The 13,961-nt window shown below is 36.9% G+C and carries 14 protein-coding genes; all 14 read right to left on the bottom strand.

The window, feature by feature from the left end; genetic code table 11:
* Position 1: 1 nt before the first annotated feature.
* The 14 genes from PYW33_RS00440 to PYW33_RS00375 all read right to left on the bottom strand — a co-directional run bounded on the left by PYW33_RS00440 (position 2) and on the right by PYW33_RS00375 (position 13,941).
* Positions 2 to 370 carry an HAD family hydrolase gene (locus PYW33_RS00440; protein ID WP_228127485.1) on the bottom strand — a complete coding sequence of 123 codons (369 nt, stop codon included), beginning with the start codon at positions 368 to 370 and terminating at the stop codon, positions 2 to 4.
* A complete protein-coding gene (locus PYW33_RS00435) occupies positions 367 to 1,083 on the bottom strand; it encodes a glycosyltransferase family 2 protein (RefSeq protein WP_004647641.1) in 717 nt (238 codons plus the stop codon). The genes PYW33_RS00440 and PYW33_RS00435 overlap by 4 nt, the downstream gene beginning before the upstream one ends.
* A 14-nt stretch (positions 1,084 to 1,097) precedes the next feature.
* Positions 1,098 to 2,147 (bottom strand): EpsG family protein, encoded by a 1,050-nt coding sequence (locus PYW33_RS00430; protein WP_004647642.1) that lies wholly within the window; start codon positions 2,145 to 2,147, stop codon positions 1,098 to 1,100.
* Positions 2,144 to 3,226, bottom strand: a complete 1,083-nt coding sequence (locus PYW33_RS00425) for a glycosyltransferase family 4 protein (protein ID WP_004647643.1) — start codon at positions 3,224 to 3,226, stop codon at positions 2,144 to 2,146. Before PYW33_RS00425 ends, PYW33_RS00430 begins: the two co-directional genes overlap by 4 nt.
* Positions 3,223 to 4,179, bottom strand: coding sequence for a glycosyltransferase (locus PYW33_RS00420; protein ID WP_004647644.1), 957 nt, complete (start codon positions 4,177 to 4,179; stop codon positions 3,223 to 3,225). Before PYW33_RS00420 ends, PYW33_RS00425 begins: the two co-directional genes overlap by 4 nt.
* A gap of 2 nt (positions 4,180 to 4,181) precedes the next feature.
* Positions 4,182 to 5,450 carry an oligosaccharide flippase family protein gene (locus tag PYW33_RS00415; RefSeq protein ID WP_016806766.1) on the bottom strand — a complete coding sequence of 423 codons (1,269 nt, stop codon included), beginning with the start codon at positions 5,448 to 5,450 and terminating at the stop codon, positions 4,182 to 4,184.
* Between the two features lie 49 nt (positions 5,451 to 5,499).
* Positions 5,500 to 7,344, bottom strand: a complete 1,845-nt coding sequence (locus PYW33_RS00410; protein ID WP_004647646.1) for a polysaccharide biosynthesis protein — start codon at positions 7,342 to 7,344, stop codon at positions 5,500 to 5,502.
* Between the two features lie 62 nt (positions 7,345 to 7,406).
* Positions 7,407 to 8,576, bottom strand: a complete 1,170-nt coding sequence (locus PYW33_RS00405; protein WP_004647647.1) for a DegT/DnrJ/EryC1/StrS family aminotransferase — start codon at positions 8,574 to 8,576, stop codon at positions 7,407 to 7,409.
* A 35-nt stretch (positions 8,577 to 8,611) separates the two neighbouring features.
* A complete protein-coding gene (locus tag PYW33_RS00400; protein WP_004647648.1) occupies positions 8,612 to 9,268 on the bottom strand; it encodes an acetyltransferase in 657 nt (218 codons plus the stop codon).
* Positions 9,261 to 9,869, bottom strand: a complete 609-nt coding sequence (locus PYW33_RS00395; RefSeq protein ID WP_004647649.1) for a sugar transferase — start codon at positions 9,867 to 9,869, stop codon at positions 9,261 to 9,263. The genes PYW33_RS00400 and PYW33_RS00395 overlap by 8 nt, the downstream gene beginning before the upstream one ends.
* A gap of 154 nt (positions 9,870 to 10,023) precedes the next feature.
* A complete protein-coding gene (locus tag PYW33_RS00390) occupies positions 10,024 to 10,563 on the bottom strand; it encodes a serine O-acetyltransferase (protein WP_004647650.1) in 540 nt (179 codons plus the stop codon).
* 32 nt (positions 10,564 to 10,595) lie between these two features.
* Positions 10,596 to 11,735 carry a glycosyltransferase family 4 protein gene (locus tag PYW33_RS00385; RefSeq protein ID WP_004647651.1) on the bottom strand — a complete coding sequence of 380 codons (1,140 nt, stop codon included), beginning with the start codon at positions 11,733 to 11,735 and terminating at the stop codon, positions 10,596 to 10,598.
* Positions 11,732 to 12,826, bottom strand: a complete 1,095-nt coding sequence (locus PYW33_RS00380) for a glycosyltransferase (RefSeq protein WP_004647652.1) — start codon at positions 12,824 to 12,826, stop codon at positions 11,732 to 11,734. Before PYW33_RS00380 ends, PYW33_RS00385 begins: the two co-directional genes overlap by 4 nt.
* The gene (locus PYW33_RS00375) at positions 12,823 to 13,941 is read right to left on the bottom strand and encodes a glycosyltransferase (protein ID WP_004647653.1); all 1,119 of its coding nucleotides are present in this window, start codon (positions 13,939 to 13,941) and stop codon (positions 12,823 to 12,825) included. The genes PYW33_RS00380 and PYW33_RS00375 overlap by 4 nt, the downstream gene beginning before the upstream one ends.
* Between the last annotated feature and the right edge of the window lie 20 nt (positions 13,942 to 13,961).

Below are 13,961 nucleotides of genomic sequence, written 5' to 3'. Positions count from 1 at the left end.
ATTATAAACCTAATAGTTCATTTATTTCTTCATGGGATAATTTAACAAATTCATCTGGTCTTATTGCTTTATCATCTACATAAAAACCTTCAAATCCACACCACGGCTTACCCGTATATATTTCATCATATGGAATATGGTTTTTATTCAACCAATCAATGATAATTGGCAATGTATTTGCATTAATTTTCCCAATAGAACCCTCATAAGTTCTCATATTTCGACTTGTATTGATAACTATCTCAAAACCTTTATCTTTAAACTCAACCATCTTATTAATAACAGCTTTATCTGGAATAGAGTTTGAATAATCTCCACCAACAGTTGTGCAAATGGTATCATCTAAATCCATTATTAAACGCTTCATCATATCGTCCATTTTTTCTTTAACATTTCATATTCTGCAGGTGTCCCACAAAATTCTATTTGATTAAGCTGAATTTGATCATATTTGATTCTAAGGCCAGCTTGGATTAAATCATTATAAAGTGGAGCAATATAAAACTCTCCTTTCACTTGGTTATTATTTTGTACTGCAACTTCAAATAACTGACAGAATTGTTTTTGGCTTTTAAAATAATACAAACCATCGCTACATAAATCAGAAATTCGATCTTTTTCAGTTGTACGTAAAACACTAAAATTATTGCCTGGCTCTATAAATGACCAATGCTCACCTTCAGCTGAAAATACCTCTAAATACCCATCACATTCATTTATAAATAAGGGTTTTTTATAATTATAACGAATAGTATCAATATTAAAAATAGTAATTCCAAAATCATGACTGTAGTTTTTTAGTGCTAAATAAGCTGTTTCAGCTTGACCCCTAGTATCTTCTTCTAGCACTAAAATCGAATATCTCTTAATACCTAATTCATTAACTTTTTGTTCAACAAATGCTTTAGCTTCACTATCTGGACGTAAAATAAATAAAAAACTTTCATCATTAAAATAGTATTCAAATGAACAGACAGCATATTCAAAAATAGTTTTACCATTTATTTCTAACATGTATTTAGGAAGACTATACCCAGCCTTGGAAAAACGACTACTTAAACCAGCCATTGTAATTAAAATCATATATTCTCCAAATATTAATATAATGGTATCAAATATAGTTTAACAAAATCTTGAAAATCAATCTGAAAAAAGTAAGCAGGAATAAAAAGTCCCAAAATATATAATAAAATTAAAATATTTGAAAAACTCTTACTAAAGCTTTTAAAAACTAAATAAACAATTAAAAACAATTCAGCAATTGTGAATGGCGTTGTTAATCGCCCACTCAATATATCTATCTCTAACATACCAAATTTCATCCCTATGCCAGCCGTAAGTGATAAGAATAGGAATTTATATTTTATATTCACACCATTAAAATTTTTAAAAAATAAATAAAATATAAATATATAGCAAACTATCATTCGTATATTATTAAATCCAAAAATTGAAACCTGGTTCCCAAAATCAGAATTCAAGTATCCCTCAACAGCCTCAGAACTAGCAATTAGAAAATTTATAAGAAAATATTTTGAAAGAAAGAAAGCTACAATTAAACCAAGAAGTGAAATTATAAAGAAACCAACTTTATTTAAATTAACAAAAATCTTAAAACATATTAAAACCAATAGAAAAAAAGCTACGGGCAGGAAAGCTGTTTGATGAATAGACAGAGATAAAGCAAACAGAAATATTGATATAAAAAATTTTTTATCAAAAAAAATTAAAGCAGCATATAAATATAAAAAAGTGCTCAGCGCCTGCCTAATTTGCATAAACTGTTGAAAAATAAAAAACCCACTTAATATATAAATTAATACTAGTAGCAATGAGTTTAATTTTAAATTTATCGAAATTTTTATATATAAAAAAAATATTATAAATGAAACTATAGAAAATAAAAAAAATGATGAACTTGAAAAAAAATGTATTATTTTTAAAAAATACCCAAAACCAATTTCCATGCGGGTATCTTCATAAAAACTAGCCGCATCAAAAAAATCATAATATGGTATTAGCTTAAATACATTATAATATACTTGAGTATCATTTGTTTGTCCTCTACCGCCAATAATTAGCACTAGAAAAAAAACTAAAATCCAAGTGTATACATTTTCTTTTCTTGCAATAAATATGTTTTTCATTTATCACCTAAAACTTCAACCCATTGAGAAATCAAGCTATCCAATTCAAACCGTTTAATATTTAGAAAAGAATTATTGCAGACCTCCTGAAATTGATCTTTTTGTATCATAATCATCTCAATTAAAGCATCTGCCAGTTTTAGTGTATCATAACACTCGACTAAAATCCCATTATAGCCTTGTTTGATAACTTCTGCCGGGCCTGTGTCACAATTAAAAGAAACTATTGGTAAACCATAAGCCTGAGCTTCAAGTAAAACCATAGGCAGCCCTTCAAATCTGGAACTCATACAATAAAATGATGCTTTTCTATAAAAAGATTCAATCTCTTTTGTTGGTCCAAAAAAATTTATATTACTTTCCAAATTTAGCTCTTGAACCTTTTGCTTAAGTTGAAGCTCATCTTCGCCACTTCCAACTATAACCAATTGCCACTCTGGATGTTTTTCGCACACAAGTGCCCAAGCTTCAATTAAATAATCGAATCCCTTTTGATAAGTTAAACGACCTATTGAAAGAACTGTTTTGAAGCTTTGTTGTGGTTCATTTACAATACTCTCATATGGTGTAGGATTAGGTATTGCAATCATATTAGTATTGATTACTTTTAATTTTTCTTTCCATAGCTCTTTATCTCTTTCTGTCAGAGTTACAACTACATCTGCATACCTTGCAGCCAATATCCGCCCTATCCCTCTAAAAGCAACACCTAAATCTTCATTAAAATTAAAATGCTCCCAACAAATATGCCGTACTGGCAATCCTATTTTTGCAATAGTTGAAAAAACACATAAAATGCTATCAACATCTATAATTGTAGAAATGGAATTACTTTTAATATAATTTCTTAAACCACATATAATTTTAAAAAAATTTTTTTTTGTTGAATGTGGGGGCAAGTTTAATGTATAAATTTTTATTTCTTTATTTATTTCAAATTTTACTTTATTACCTCCGATTAGATTAAAAAAGCATACATCATATCCTAGTTCAGTTAACTTATTGGCAAGCATAATTGAAACACGTTCAGTTCCCCCAGTGCTTTCTATACAACTTGTTAAAAAACAAATTTTTTTCACAATGTATTTCCTTTTAAAACAACTAGAATAGCAATGTATAATATACCAAAATTATAAAATAATTTATTTCCTCTCATCAAAAGTTTTTTATTTACATGTGTCAAATCTACATTTGAATATTGTTTAAATAAATCACTAAAATTCTTTCTCTTCACCAAAAAAACAAGATACTTTACAACCATTGAAATATATGCAGCAGAATACAATTCATCATCTTGTAACCTATTCAAGTAAACTAAAACAATATTATGATAACTATTCTTAATTTTTTCTAAATTTTCTGCACTCTTCCCTTTTAAGCTTCCATTATTATTATCCCTGTAAAAGTATAGACGATTATCTATAAAATGTATTTTTTCTGCCTTAAAAAATATTTTTGGTATTAAATCAGCATCTTCAAAATAGAAACCTTCTGGAAATTTTTCATTTAGAAAGAGGCTTGTTCTATAAACATTCATCCATGGAAACCAAGCACACTTACTAAACAGTTCCAACATAAGTGATTTATTATTATAAAAACTCCCTACTGCTTCAATACCTACATTAAAATCATATTTATTATTAATGTTATTTTCAAACTTGAATGACTTAAATTGAATTATATCTACTTCTTCATCTAACAACACATTAAATATTGTGGAGAAATACTCCATCGAAATCAAATCATCTGAATCTAAAAAAGCAATATATTCTCCTTGCGCTATTTTAATTCCATTATTTCTAGCAACACTTTGCCCTTGATTTTCTTGATCAATGAATACGAACTGCTTACAAAAAATTGAATATTTCTCCAAAATATAATTTCGAGCTAAAAACATTGAATTATCAGGTGTTCCATCATTAACAAGTATGACTTCCACACCTTCAATTAATTGACAACAAATACTTTGCAAACAATCAACAATATAACTTTCTACTTTATATATTGGAATAATAACACTCAACTTAACCATTATTATTTCTCATTTCTATATGTTGATAATAAAAAAATACGCTTTTGAGTATCAAGTATCATTCCCTCGCGATAAAAATAGTTAAATACAGTATAAGACATGATTTCTGTAATCAAAATTGCAATAATCGCTCCTTTTAGCCCCCATAAATGAACAAATAGCGCTGTTAGAACAAGATTAAAAGCAACTAGATATAGTGTCTTTTTCTTTAAATAATCATATGCATTAAATTTCAATAAATACTTTTCTGCGACAGTAGATAAACCCGAAAATAGCGTAACCACGACAGTAAACAGTAAAATTTCATCAACACTTACATACTCAGCCCCATATAGCCACTGAACAATATAATGTCCTGTCACAGCAAAAAAAGCCATTACGGCTAAGCAAATAGCAACAATCATTACACTTAACTTTGCAACCATTTTTTGGCTTTGCTCGAAGTCTTTTTCTATATAAATTTGAGTAAAATAAGATGAAATAATAGCAACGAGCACAAAGTAAAAACTATTACCCAAAGTCATTGCTACAGTATAAATCCCAAGGTCATACTGAGATTTCAAACCAAGAAATAACTGTGATGTCTTTGTAAATACTGCAACTGACAAAGAATAAAAAATAAGTTTACGACCAATACCAAGCATAAATTTACGATATCTATTTACTCGCTCTTTTGTAACATAAACTTTTTCCAATTTAACTTTATTAAATAAATATTTTCGAATAAAAAAAGGTATTATAGTAATTAGAATAATCGGTACACTTAATAGTTCAACAGCGAGTTGAAATTTTGCAATAAAATAGCGTACAAGCAAAGAGATCATTAGAGCAAAAATATTACAATATGCATTAATCTTAGATTGCAAAATAGCATTAAAGTAAATAATGTATACATCATGAACTGCAAAATATATCGCAATACTCGTAGCGACAGAAAAGATAAACGTAAGCTGATCAGCAAAAAAATAAATATAAACTAAAGTAAGCAAAGATAAAGAAACATACATAAAATCACGAATAATTTTAGTTGAATCAATAATATATTCACCAAACCGTCGATCTTTGGCTGTTTTTTGAAAAATAATATTTTCTGAACCAAACATTGCAATCGTTTGAATAATTGCAAAAATCGAACTAGCGAAAGTTAACTTTCCAAAATTTTCTGGTCCAATATATTTAGCTACAAATGAAGTCACAAATATAAGACCAAATATCGAGACCAACTTTTCAGACATCATCCAAAGTGAGTTAGAAAATATTTTTTTTGACATTATTTATGTTCTGCATCTAATAAAGGGCTTTTTTTTCATAAAATTCATATTAATGTCTAAACCCATCAACATAGTGTTTCAATCGACCAAACAAGTCACTCAAATTTTCATGTTGAGAGTATTTTTCAAACTGAATAAAAGTGTCATGCATTTCAGCATAGGTAAAAAACTTCTCGAAAGACTTTAATATCCGTTCATGATCTGTTTTTTGTACATTTTCCGCATCAATCAACAACTCTTCATATAGTTTTTCACTCGGACGTAAACCTGTAAATTGTATCTCAATATCACCTATACCATTTTCATCTATTGCTCGAAAACCACTCAAACGAATCATTTGTTTAGCTAAGTCTACTATTTTAACTGGCTCACCCATATCCAATAAAAATACATCACCACCAGTCCCCATCGCACCCGCCTGAATTACCAATTGCGCAGCTTCAGGAATGGTCATAAAGTAACGAGTGACCTCTGGGTGCGTTACTGTAACAGGCCCGCCTTGAGCAATCTGCTTTTTAAACAAAGGGACGACAGAACCTGACGAACCAAGTACATTGCCAAAGCGCACAATACTAATTTGAGTTTTTGGATTCGTCGACGCTAGGCCCTGACAATACAATTCTGCCATACGTTTGGACGCACCCATAACATTGGTTGGACGTACCGCTTTATCTGTTGAAATTAAAACGAAGGTTTCAACATTTTGATTCACCGCTGCATCTACACTACGCTGTGTGCCAATGGACGTATTATAAATACCTTCAAATGGGTTTGCTTCAACAAGTGGCACATGTTTATAGGCTGCAGCGTGATAAACCGTTTGCACTTTGTACTCTTGAATAATACGTTCTAATTTTTGCTGATTGGTGACAGAACCCAGCACTGGAATAATTTGTATATCAGAAGCCTGCAATTCACGGTCGATTGAATACAAAGCAAATTCAGACATTTCAAACAGCACCAGCATTTTAGGCTGATGCTTCACAATCTGACGACATAACTCAGAACCAATTGAACCGCCCGCCCCTGTCACCATGACCACTTTATTTTTAATATTTTTTTCTAACAGTTCAGGTTTCGGCGGTACAGGATCACGGCCCAATAGGTCAATAATATCTACCTCACGGATATCTGAAACTTTAACTTGACCATCGACCAGTTGGGTTACCCCTGGCAGTTCCATAATTTTGACATCTGCCGTATCAAAAGACTCAATAATCTCTTTTTTACGCGCACGTCCAACAGAGGGCATGGCAAGTAATACTTCTTCAATGCCAAATTTACCCGACTTGGCAGCTGCACGATGTGGGGCGTAAATTTTTAAACCACTCAGTGACTGACCTTGTAAGGAGCGCTTATCGTCAATAAAACACACAGGTAAATAATCATCTGAACGGTTTAAAGCTGCGGCAATTTGCTGACCTGCCAGCCCTGCGCCATAAATCGCCACACGTTTACGGCTTTGCTTTTTAGCAAAAGTTTTAAGAGTAGCGTAGCGAATGACGGCACGGCTCCACCACATGTATGAAAACAGCATAAAGCCATACATCAGTGGAATACTCATGGGAATAAATGCAACATTCAATTTTTTAATCGTATATAAGGCCACGATTTGAATAAATGTTCCGATTAAAATCCGCAGTAAATAGTCTTCATTAAATGAACGTACAATCGCACGGTAAATACCGAGCAATGCAAAAATAGCAATTCCATAAATACCGACATAGATATACCAAGCATCCAGTCCTTGCATGACCTGAACATTGGGACGTGCCAAACGTATGGCATATGCCAGCCACATCATTAACGGTAAAACACAGATATCCATCAGCACCAAAACGATTTGTTTTTGGCGACGCGGTAATGATGCTATAGAACGGATAATGTCTTTCACAAGATGCTCAAATGGGGGTCAATAAAGCGGATGAGAGCGCATATTATACGCGATTTTCTAGTTTAGATTTTTGCGATCACTGCTTGAATCGCATCCACGGTTTTTTGCAGGCTGTGCTCAGACAATGTTGGGTGTACAAGGAACATTAAGCTTGTTGTACCGAGCTGTTTAGCGTGCGGTAAAGACTGCGCAGGACGCCAAGGTGTACCATCAAATGCTTTTTCTAAATACACTTCTGAACACGAGCCGCTAAAACAAGGCACATTCAATGCATTGATTTCTGCCATAATGCGATCACGCGACCAGTCTTCAGGCAAGGCTGAAGTATTCACTTGCACATAGCATTTATAGGCTGCATGCACATAATCGTTTGATGGTTTTGCTACAGTAAAATACGGACTATTTTCAAACGCCGCTTGGATACGCGCCATATTGGCATTACGTTTTGCAGTCCATTCTGGCATTTGTTTGAGCTGTAAACGGCCAATGACCGCCTGCATTTCCATCATGCGCCAGTTGGTGCCAAATGAGTCATGCAGCCAGCGGAATCCCGGCGGATGTTGCTTGTTATACACGCTATCAAAGTTTTTGCCGTGATCTTTGTACGACCACATTGTTTTCCAAAGATCTTCATCATTGGTGGTGACCATGCCGCCTTCACCACCTGTGGTCATGATCTTGTCCTGACAGAAGGACCATGCACCAATATGACCGATTGAACCTGCTGATTTGCCTTTGTACTTTGCACCATGTGCTTGAGCACAATCTTCAATCACGAAGATGCCTTTTTCCTCAGCCAACTGCATGATCGGATCCATATCACACATCCAGCCTGCCAAATGTACACAAATAATCGCTTTGGTATTCGGCGTAATCACTGCTTCAATGGTACAGCGTGAGATATTTTGTGAATCCAGCTCTACATCAGTAAAAATAGGATTGGCACCTGCAGTCACAATCGAGCTTGCCGAAGCTAAAAACGTACGTGAGGTAACAATCACATCATCGCCTGCGCCAATATCTAAGGCTTTGAGTGCTACATCCAGCGCAACTGTACCATTGGCCACGGCAACTGCATGCTTGGTTCCTGCAAACTGTGCAAATTCCTTTTCAAATTCACGGCATTCTTGACCAGTCCAATAATTCACCTTATTAGATAAAAGGACTTTTGATACCGCATCGGCTTCTGCTTGAGTAAAGCTTGGCCAAGGTTCAAATGCACTGTTTAACATGGAGTTTTCCTAGTCCCAAAATCGAGTTTAAAAATCTATTTTTTCGTCACAATACGGGCAGGATTTCCCACCACTGTTGCGCCTGCAGGCACACTTTTAGTGACAACAGCGCCCATACCCACAACCGCACCTGCGCCAATGATGAGTGGCTGATCGGGTGTACCCTGCTTAATCATCGCACCCGCGCCAATATAGGCATGCGCGTGTATATGAATATTGCCGTTGCATTTTACGCCTGGCGCGAAAGTAACGAAATCCCCAATCACACAATCATGTTCAACATAACTGTATAAATTGGCTTGAAAACACTTACCGATTCTGACATTTGAGCCAATGGTGACAAATGGACTTAAAGCAGAGCCTTCATCGAGCTCAAGCTGATCCATTAGAACTACATTGTCCGCGATGATCGACCAAAGCTGAATGCCATCCATCTTTAAACGCTGAGCGATCTTTTCTCGTACATGACTATTGGCAATGGCAATTTGTACGTATTTTTCTGAAGCCGTTTCATTTAAAAATGCGAGGTAATTCATGGCACGATGAGCGTTTACTTCTGCAACCGATTCCAAGGCATCATCAATAAATACGATTTCTGAAGCATCGCTTTCACGTGCTAATTGCTGACGTGCAACAGGCATTAAACTGCGCCCGCAGCCTGAAGCGCCATAAATTGCATAGAGCTTAGTCATCTTTAGGCTCCGAAGTACCCGTAAATTTACTTATGGTCGCTTCACCTTCGGCACTAATATCATCTTTAGACAATACTTTTTGTACCGTTTTCAGCATGATTTTAAAATCGAGCCATAATGAACGGTTTTCGACATACCATGTGTCTAGCTCAAATTTCTTTTCCCATGAAATGGCATTGCGGCCATTCACTTGAGCATACCCTGTGATGCCCGGACGCACGTTATGACGTTTGGCTTGTTGCTCATTATAGAGGGGTAAATATTCCATCAGCAGTGGTCGTGGTCCGACAATACTCATCTCGCCTTTAAGCACATTCCACAGTTCAGGCATTTCATCCAAACTGCTGGAACGCAGCATTTGACCAAAGGGTGTTAAACGCTCACTGTCAGGCAAGGAATGACCTTGTGCATCAACCGCATCTTTCATACTGCGGAATTTGATCATTTCAAAAGGTTTGCCATTGAGCCCCGGACGCACCTGACAGAACAACACGGGTGAACCCAAATTTTTTCGCACCTTATATGCCACAAAAGCATATACAGGAGACAGCAGCACCAGCGCAGATGATGCAATCACGATATCCAATAAGCGCTTTAACATGGTTCACTCTTGAGGTTAGATAAAATGGCGGAGTCAATATTCATTTCTAGCAATGATTATACCCTGTCCAAAGCCATCAGATTTGTAAAATATTTCAACGGTCAAAGGGACTCAAGTATTCCCCATTCTAAAAGCTGTCACACCATATATCCGTTTAGAAATCTGTCCAACGACGATTGACTGCCTGACCCGGATTATTCATGCTGATCACCTTCGCATAGTTTCCCACCGCAGTTGCATTTTCAGGAATATCTTTCGTCACAACGCTTCCTGCACCTATAGTGGCATTATTGCCAATTTTGACATGCTCAATGATGCAGACATTGGGCCCAATATAAACATTATCGCCAATTTCTGCGGCTTGACGGCCGCCATTTGCACCAATGGTGGTAAATTGCGATAAATTCACATTATTGCCAATCACAGTTGTCGGATTAACGACCAACGGCCCGCCATGCCCAATAAACAAGCCGTAGCCAATTTGAGTCGTGGTATGAATATCAATGCCGTACTGCTTTTTTTTATAATAATAAATAGGATAAGCCAACTTTGCCCATACAGTTTTTGAACTGGCTAAACGCAGCCAAAATGAAAAATTAAAACCGCGATTGAAAAAATAAGTTTTCAAAAAAGTTTTAAAACTGACATGACTGGTATAACGGTATAAATCACTTTTTATATATTTTAAGGTCATCTGGATCGCCTCTAAAATTGGGTAAATCGCCTTTAATGAATATCCATTTCAGCCAGCATGTGCTTATTCACTTGATGCACATCATATTTATTCAGCGCAATTTCTCGCGAACGCTGTCCCATATGCTCAATCAGTTTTGGATCCTCAATAAAGTATTGCATGCATTGCACCAAATCATCTACAGACTTCACTCCGACCAAATAACCATTCACACCGTGCGATACCGTTTCACGGCAGCCCGGTGCATCGGTGGTAATAATCGCCCGTCCCATAGCCATCGCCTCTAATACCGTACGTGGCGTGCCTTCACGGTAGGAGGGCAACACATACACTGAGCATGCTGCAATTGCAGGACGGACATCACTGAGCTTGCCCCAATATTTGAGGCGACCATCTGCAATCCAAGTATCGAGTTCGGCTTGCGAAATCGCAGATGGATTATCATCAATCCAACCGACCAAATGAAACTCAGCTTCAGGATATTGTGCTTTGATGATACGTGCCGATTCAGCATATTCACGCACACCTTTATCCCCCAAAAGCCGTGCAATGAGCAAGAATGAGGCTTTGACCACGCCTGCATCATCTTTCGGTAAAGGCATGACATCAAAGTCTTGTACATTTACCCCTGAACCATTCACTACTACAGTGGGTTTATTGGCATCAAGCAAATGCATGTCTTGGAAAAGCTTTAAATCATCAGGGTTTTGGAAAAAGACTTTGTCGCTACGTTTGAGCGCTTGCGCATATAAGCCATGCACCAGCTTTTGAAACAGACTACGCTTGCCAGATTCCACATTTTGAAAGGCATAACCTAGACCAGTAATTAAAGCAAAACGATGCGGTACTTTCGCCAGCCATGACGCGAGCGTGCCATAAATCACAGGTTTAATAGTATAGGACAGCACATACTCAGGCTGAATTTGACGAATTTGCCGATAGATATGTTTTAACAGTTTTAAATCCGCCAGCGGATTGGTGCCAGTGCGCTGCATGGGAATTTCATGCAGATGATAGCCAAGGGCTTGCAGTTTTTGCTGTTCTTCGGGGAATGATGCGAATTCAGGCACCATGATGTGAATTTCATAGCCGTGCGCAGAAATCGCTTCTAATAACTTGCCACGAAAATTGAGTACCGATGGCAAAAAACTGCTGATCATTAAAAATTTCATGCCTGTTGGCTCCACACCTGCATATATTGACTACTCACAGTGTCAATACTGAAATTCTGCTCTACCCGTTCACGCGTCGCCTGTTTTAAGCTTTGTTTTTCTGCTTCTGATTTTTGTGTATAGGCTAAAATGGCATCCGCCAAAGCTTGCGCATTACGTGGTGGAACGATACTTCCTAAATCCTGCACAATATATTTGGCATCGCCCACATCGGTGCTGATACAAGGCAAACCTGATGCCATGGCTTCGACCAACACATTCGGAAAACCTTCGGTAATCGAAGTCATCAGAAAAGCATCAATCGATTGATAAAAAGCAGGCATATCTGAGATTTGATCAAGCAAATGCACTTTTTCGGCATCTAACTGATACTGCTCGAATAAAGCTTTCACTTCAGGATTTTCTAGGCTTGCACCACCACCTGCAATTTTAAAAATGATGTTTTCATTTTTCAGCAAGCCAATGGTTTCAAACAAATAGGGATAGCCTTTGGCTATGTGATAGCGCCCTGCAAAACCAATCACGGTTGGTTCATGCAATTGAAGATTGGGCTGAAATTTATCTAAAAACACGCCATTGGCAATCACTTGACTATTGCCATTTTTAAAGCCAAAGGCCTGATGCTGCTGCATAGACGAATGCGCACAATAAATAATAGCACTGGCTTGTTGGGACAGTATTTTGCTTATGCCCAAGGCAATCTTGGTACTGATCGATTCATCTTTGGGAGAAGCAAGCGAATGATGAATACCCCAAACTACTTTTGGTTTTTGGGCTAAACCAATAATACTGAGACTGGTCAACACATTGGCATGGTACATCCAGCATTGCAACGTTGCAGGCTGTAGTTTTTTAAGCAATGTACGCAGTTTGCTTACCGTACCCAATGTGTTTATGCCATTCCAATCCAGTGCATAATGCGCCTGACAACGATCTAAAGTACTTTGATACACCTCTGATGTTTTCATTAAAGCAATGATCACGTGCTGATACTGATCTTCTGTAAATTGGATCAGGCGGGCCAACATCATCTCTGCACCCCCCACGCCCGCAAAGTTGGTAATCACATGCACCATCGACGGTTTGCTCATGCTGCAGACTCCATCATACGCAAATACTGCTTAAGTACGGTTTGCTTATGAAACTGCTGAATATGCGCTTCAAAATCAGCTTCTTGATATTGCACATAATCTGCAAAAATTGCCTGTTGCATGGCTTGCATCAAGCCAACTTGATCATTGCATTCGATTAATAAGCCAAATTTTGCATGGTCTAAAATTTCCATTGGTCCACTTGGGCAATCGGTACTGACCACCTTCACTTTAGAAGCCAGTGCCTGAATCAGTACCCCAGGTAAACCTTCCCAATTTGAACTTAAAACAAATAGCGATGCATATTTAAAATAAGCGTATGGATTAGCATCAAAGCCCGGTAAATCCACCACGTCTTTTAAACCCAAGTCCGCCACTAGCTCCTCAAACTCTGCACGCAGTTCACCCTCACCTAAAATCAATAATCGGGTTTCAGGATGCTGATCATGCAAGGCTTTAAAGGAGCGGATCAGAAAACCAAAGTTCTTTGCTTCAGTGAGACGCCCCACTGCCAAAATCACTTTATGGTCATTATTAAAAAAGCGATGTGTGACTGGCGCTTTGAGTTTTCCAAAATAGGCATCGTCCAATACAGGGTTATAAATGGTACTCAAATTATTATTTTTATAGCCATAATATTCACGAAAATCAGCTTCTACCCCTTTAGAAACACAGACCACTTGCTGTGCCATGGGGTAGGTCCAATTCACCAAAGTTTTCAGCACAAATTTAGCAATGCCTTGCAACTTTATATTTTTTGACGGCGTAGATACTTCACGGAAGATCAAACGTGTTGCAACACCTGAGAGTTTTTTCGCAACCCCTGCCACAATATGGGTATGGGTTTGCGTGGCCACTAAGCAATCATATTGCTCAGCTTTCATTTTTATTTTTAAAGGCGTGATGCTATTCATCACCCGACCGCAATTAAAATTGACCAATTCAATTTTAGAACTCACTTCGGGTAACAGCTTGGCTTTATCGCCATTCAGGTCACATACGCCTAAATGAATTTTAAGTCCTTGTTCAGCAAAACTGTTCGCCAGTTGAATGACCGTACGTTCTGCACCGCCACCGCCCAAGCTTGGCAAAAAGAACATGACTTTATTCAACATATGCAGACCTAAACTTTATG

It is taken from the genome of Acinetobacter lwoffii (assembly GCF_029024105.1).
Classification (GTDB): Bacteria; Pseudomonadota; Gammaproteobacteria; order Pseudomonadales; family Moraxellaceae; genus Acinetobacter; species Acinetobacter lwoffii.
This window is presented reverse-complemented; position numbering and strand designations above follow the sequence as displayed.

What these genes read in the sequence shown, in the direction of transcription:
- PYW33_RS00395 (WP_004647649.1), bottom strand. Translation starts at nt 9,869, where the DNA reads ATGTTAAAGCGCTTATTGGATATCGTGATTGCATCATCTGCGCTGGTG.
- PYW33_RS00415 (WP_016806766.1), bottom strand. Translation starts at nt 5,450, where the DNA reads ATGTCAAAAAAAATATTTTCTAACTCACTTTGGATGATGTCTGAAAAG.
- PYW33_RS00380 (WP_004647652.1), bottom strand. Translation starts at nt 12,826, where the DNA reads ATGAGCAAACCGTCGATGGTGCATGTGATTACCAACTTTGCGGGCGTG.
- PYW33_RS00435 (WP_004647641.1), bottom strand. Translation starts at nt 1,083, where the DNA reads ATGATTTTAATTACAATGGCTGGTTTAAGTAGTCGTTTTTCCAAGGCT.
- PYW33_RS00440 (WP_228127485.1), bottom strand. Translation starts at nt 370, where the DNA reads ATGATGAAGCGTTTAATAATGGATTTAGATGATACCATTTGCACAACT.
- PYW33_RS00390 (WP_004647650.1), bottom strand. Translation starts at nt 10,563, where the DNA reads ATGACCTTAAAATATATAAAAAGTGATTTATACCGTTATACCAGTCAT.
- PYW33_RS00375 (WP_004647653.1), bottom strand. Translation starts at nt 13,941, where the DNA reads ATGTTGAATAAAGTCATGTTCTTTTTGCCAAGCTTGGGCGGTGGCGGT.
- PYW33_RS00405 (WP_004647647.1), bottom strand. Translation starts at nt 8,576, where the DNA reads ATGTTAAACAGTGCATTTGAACCTTGGCCAAGCTTTACTCAAGCAGAA.
- PYW33_RS00420 (WP_004647644.1), bottom strand. Translation starts at nt 4,179, where the DNA reads ATGGTTAAGTTGAGTGTTATTATTCCAATATATAAAGTAGAAAGTTAT.
- PYW33_RS00385 (WP_004647651.1), bottom strand. Translation starts at nt 11,735, where the DNA reads ATGAAATTTTTAATGATCAGCAGTTTTTTGCCATCGGTACTCAATTTT.
- PYW33_RS00400 (WP_004647648.1), bottom strand. Translation starts at nt 9,268, where the DNA reads ATGACTAAGCTCTATGCAATTTATGGCGCTTCAGGCTGCGGGCGCAGT.
- PYW33_RS00430 (WP_004647642.1), bottom strand. Translation starts at nt 2,147, where the DNA reads ATGAAAAACATATTTATTGCAAGAAAAGAAAATGTATACACTTGGATT.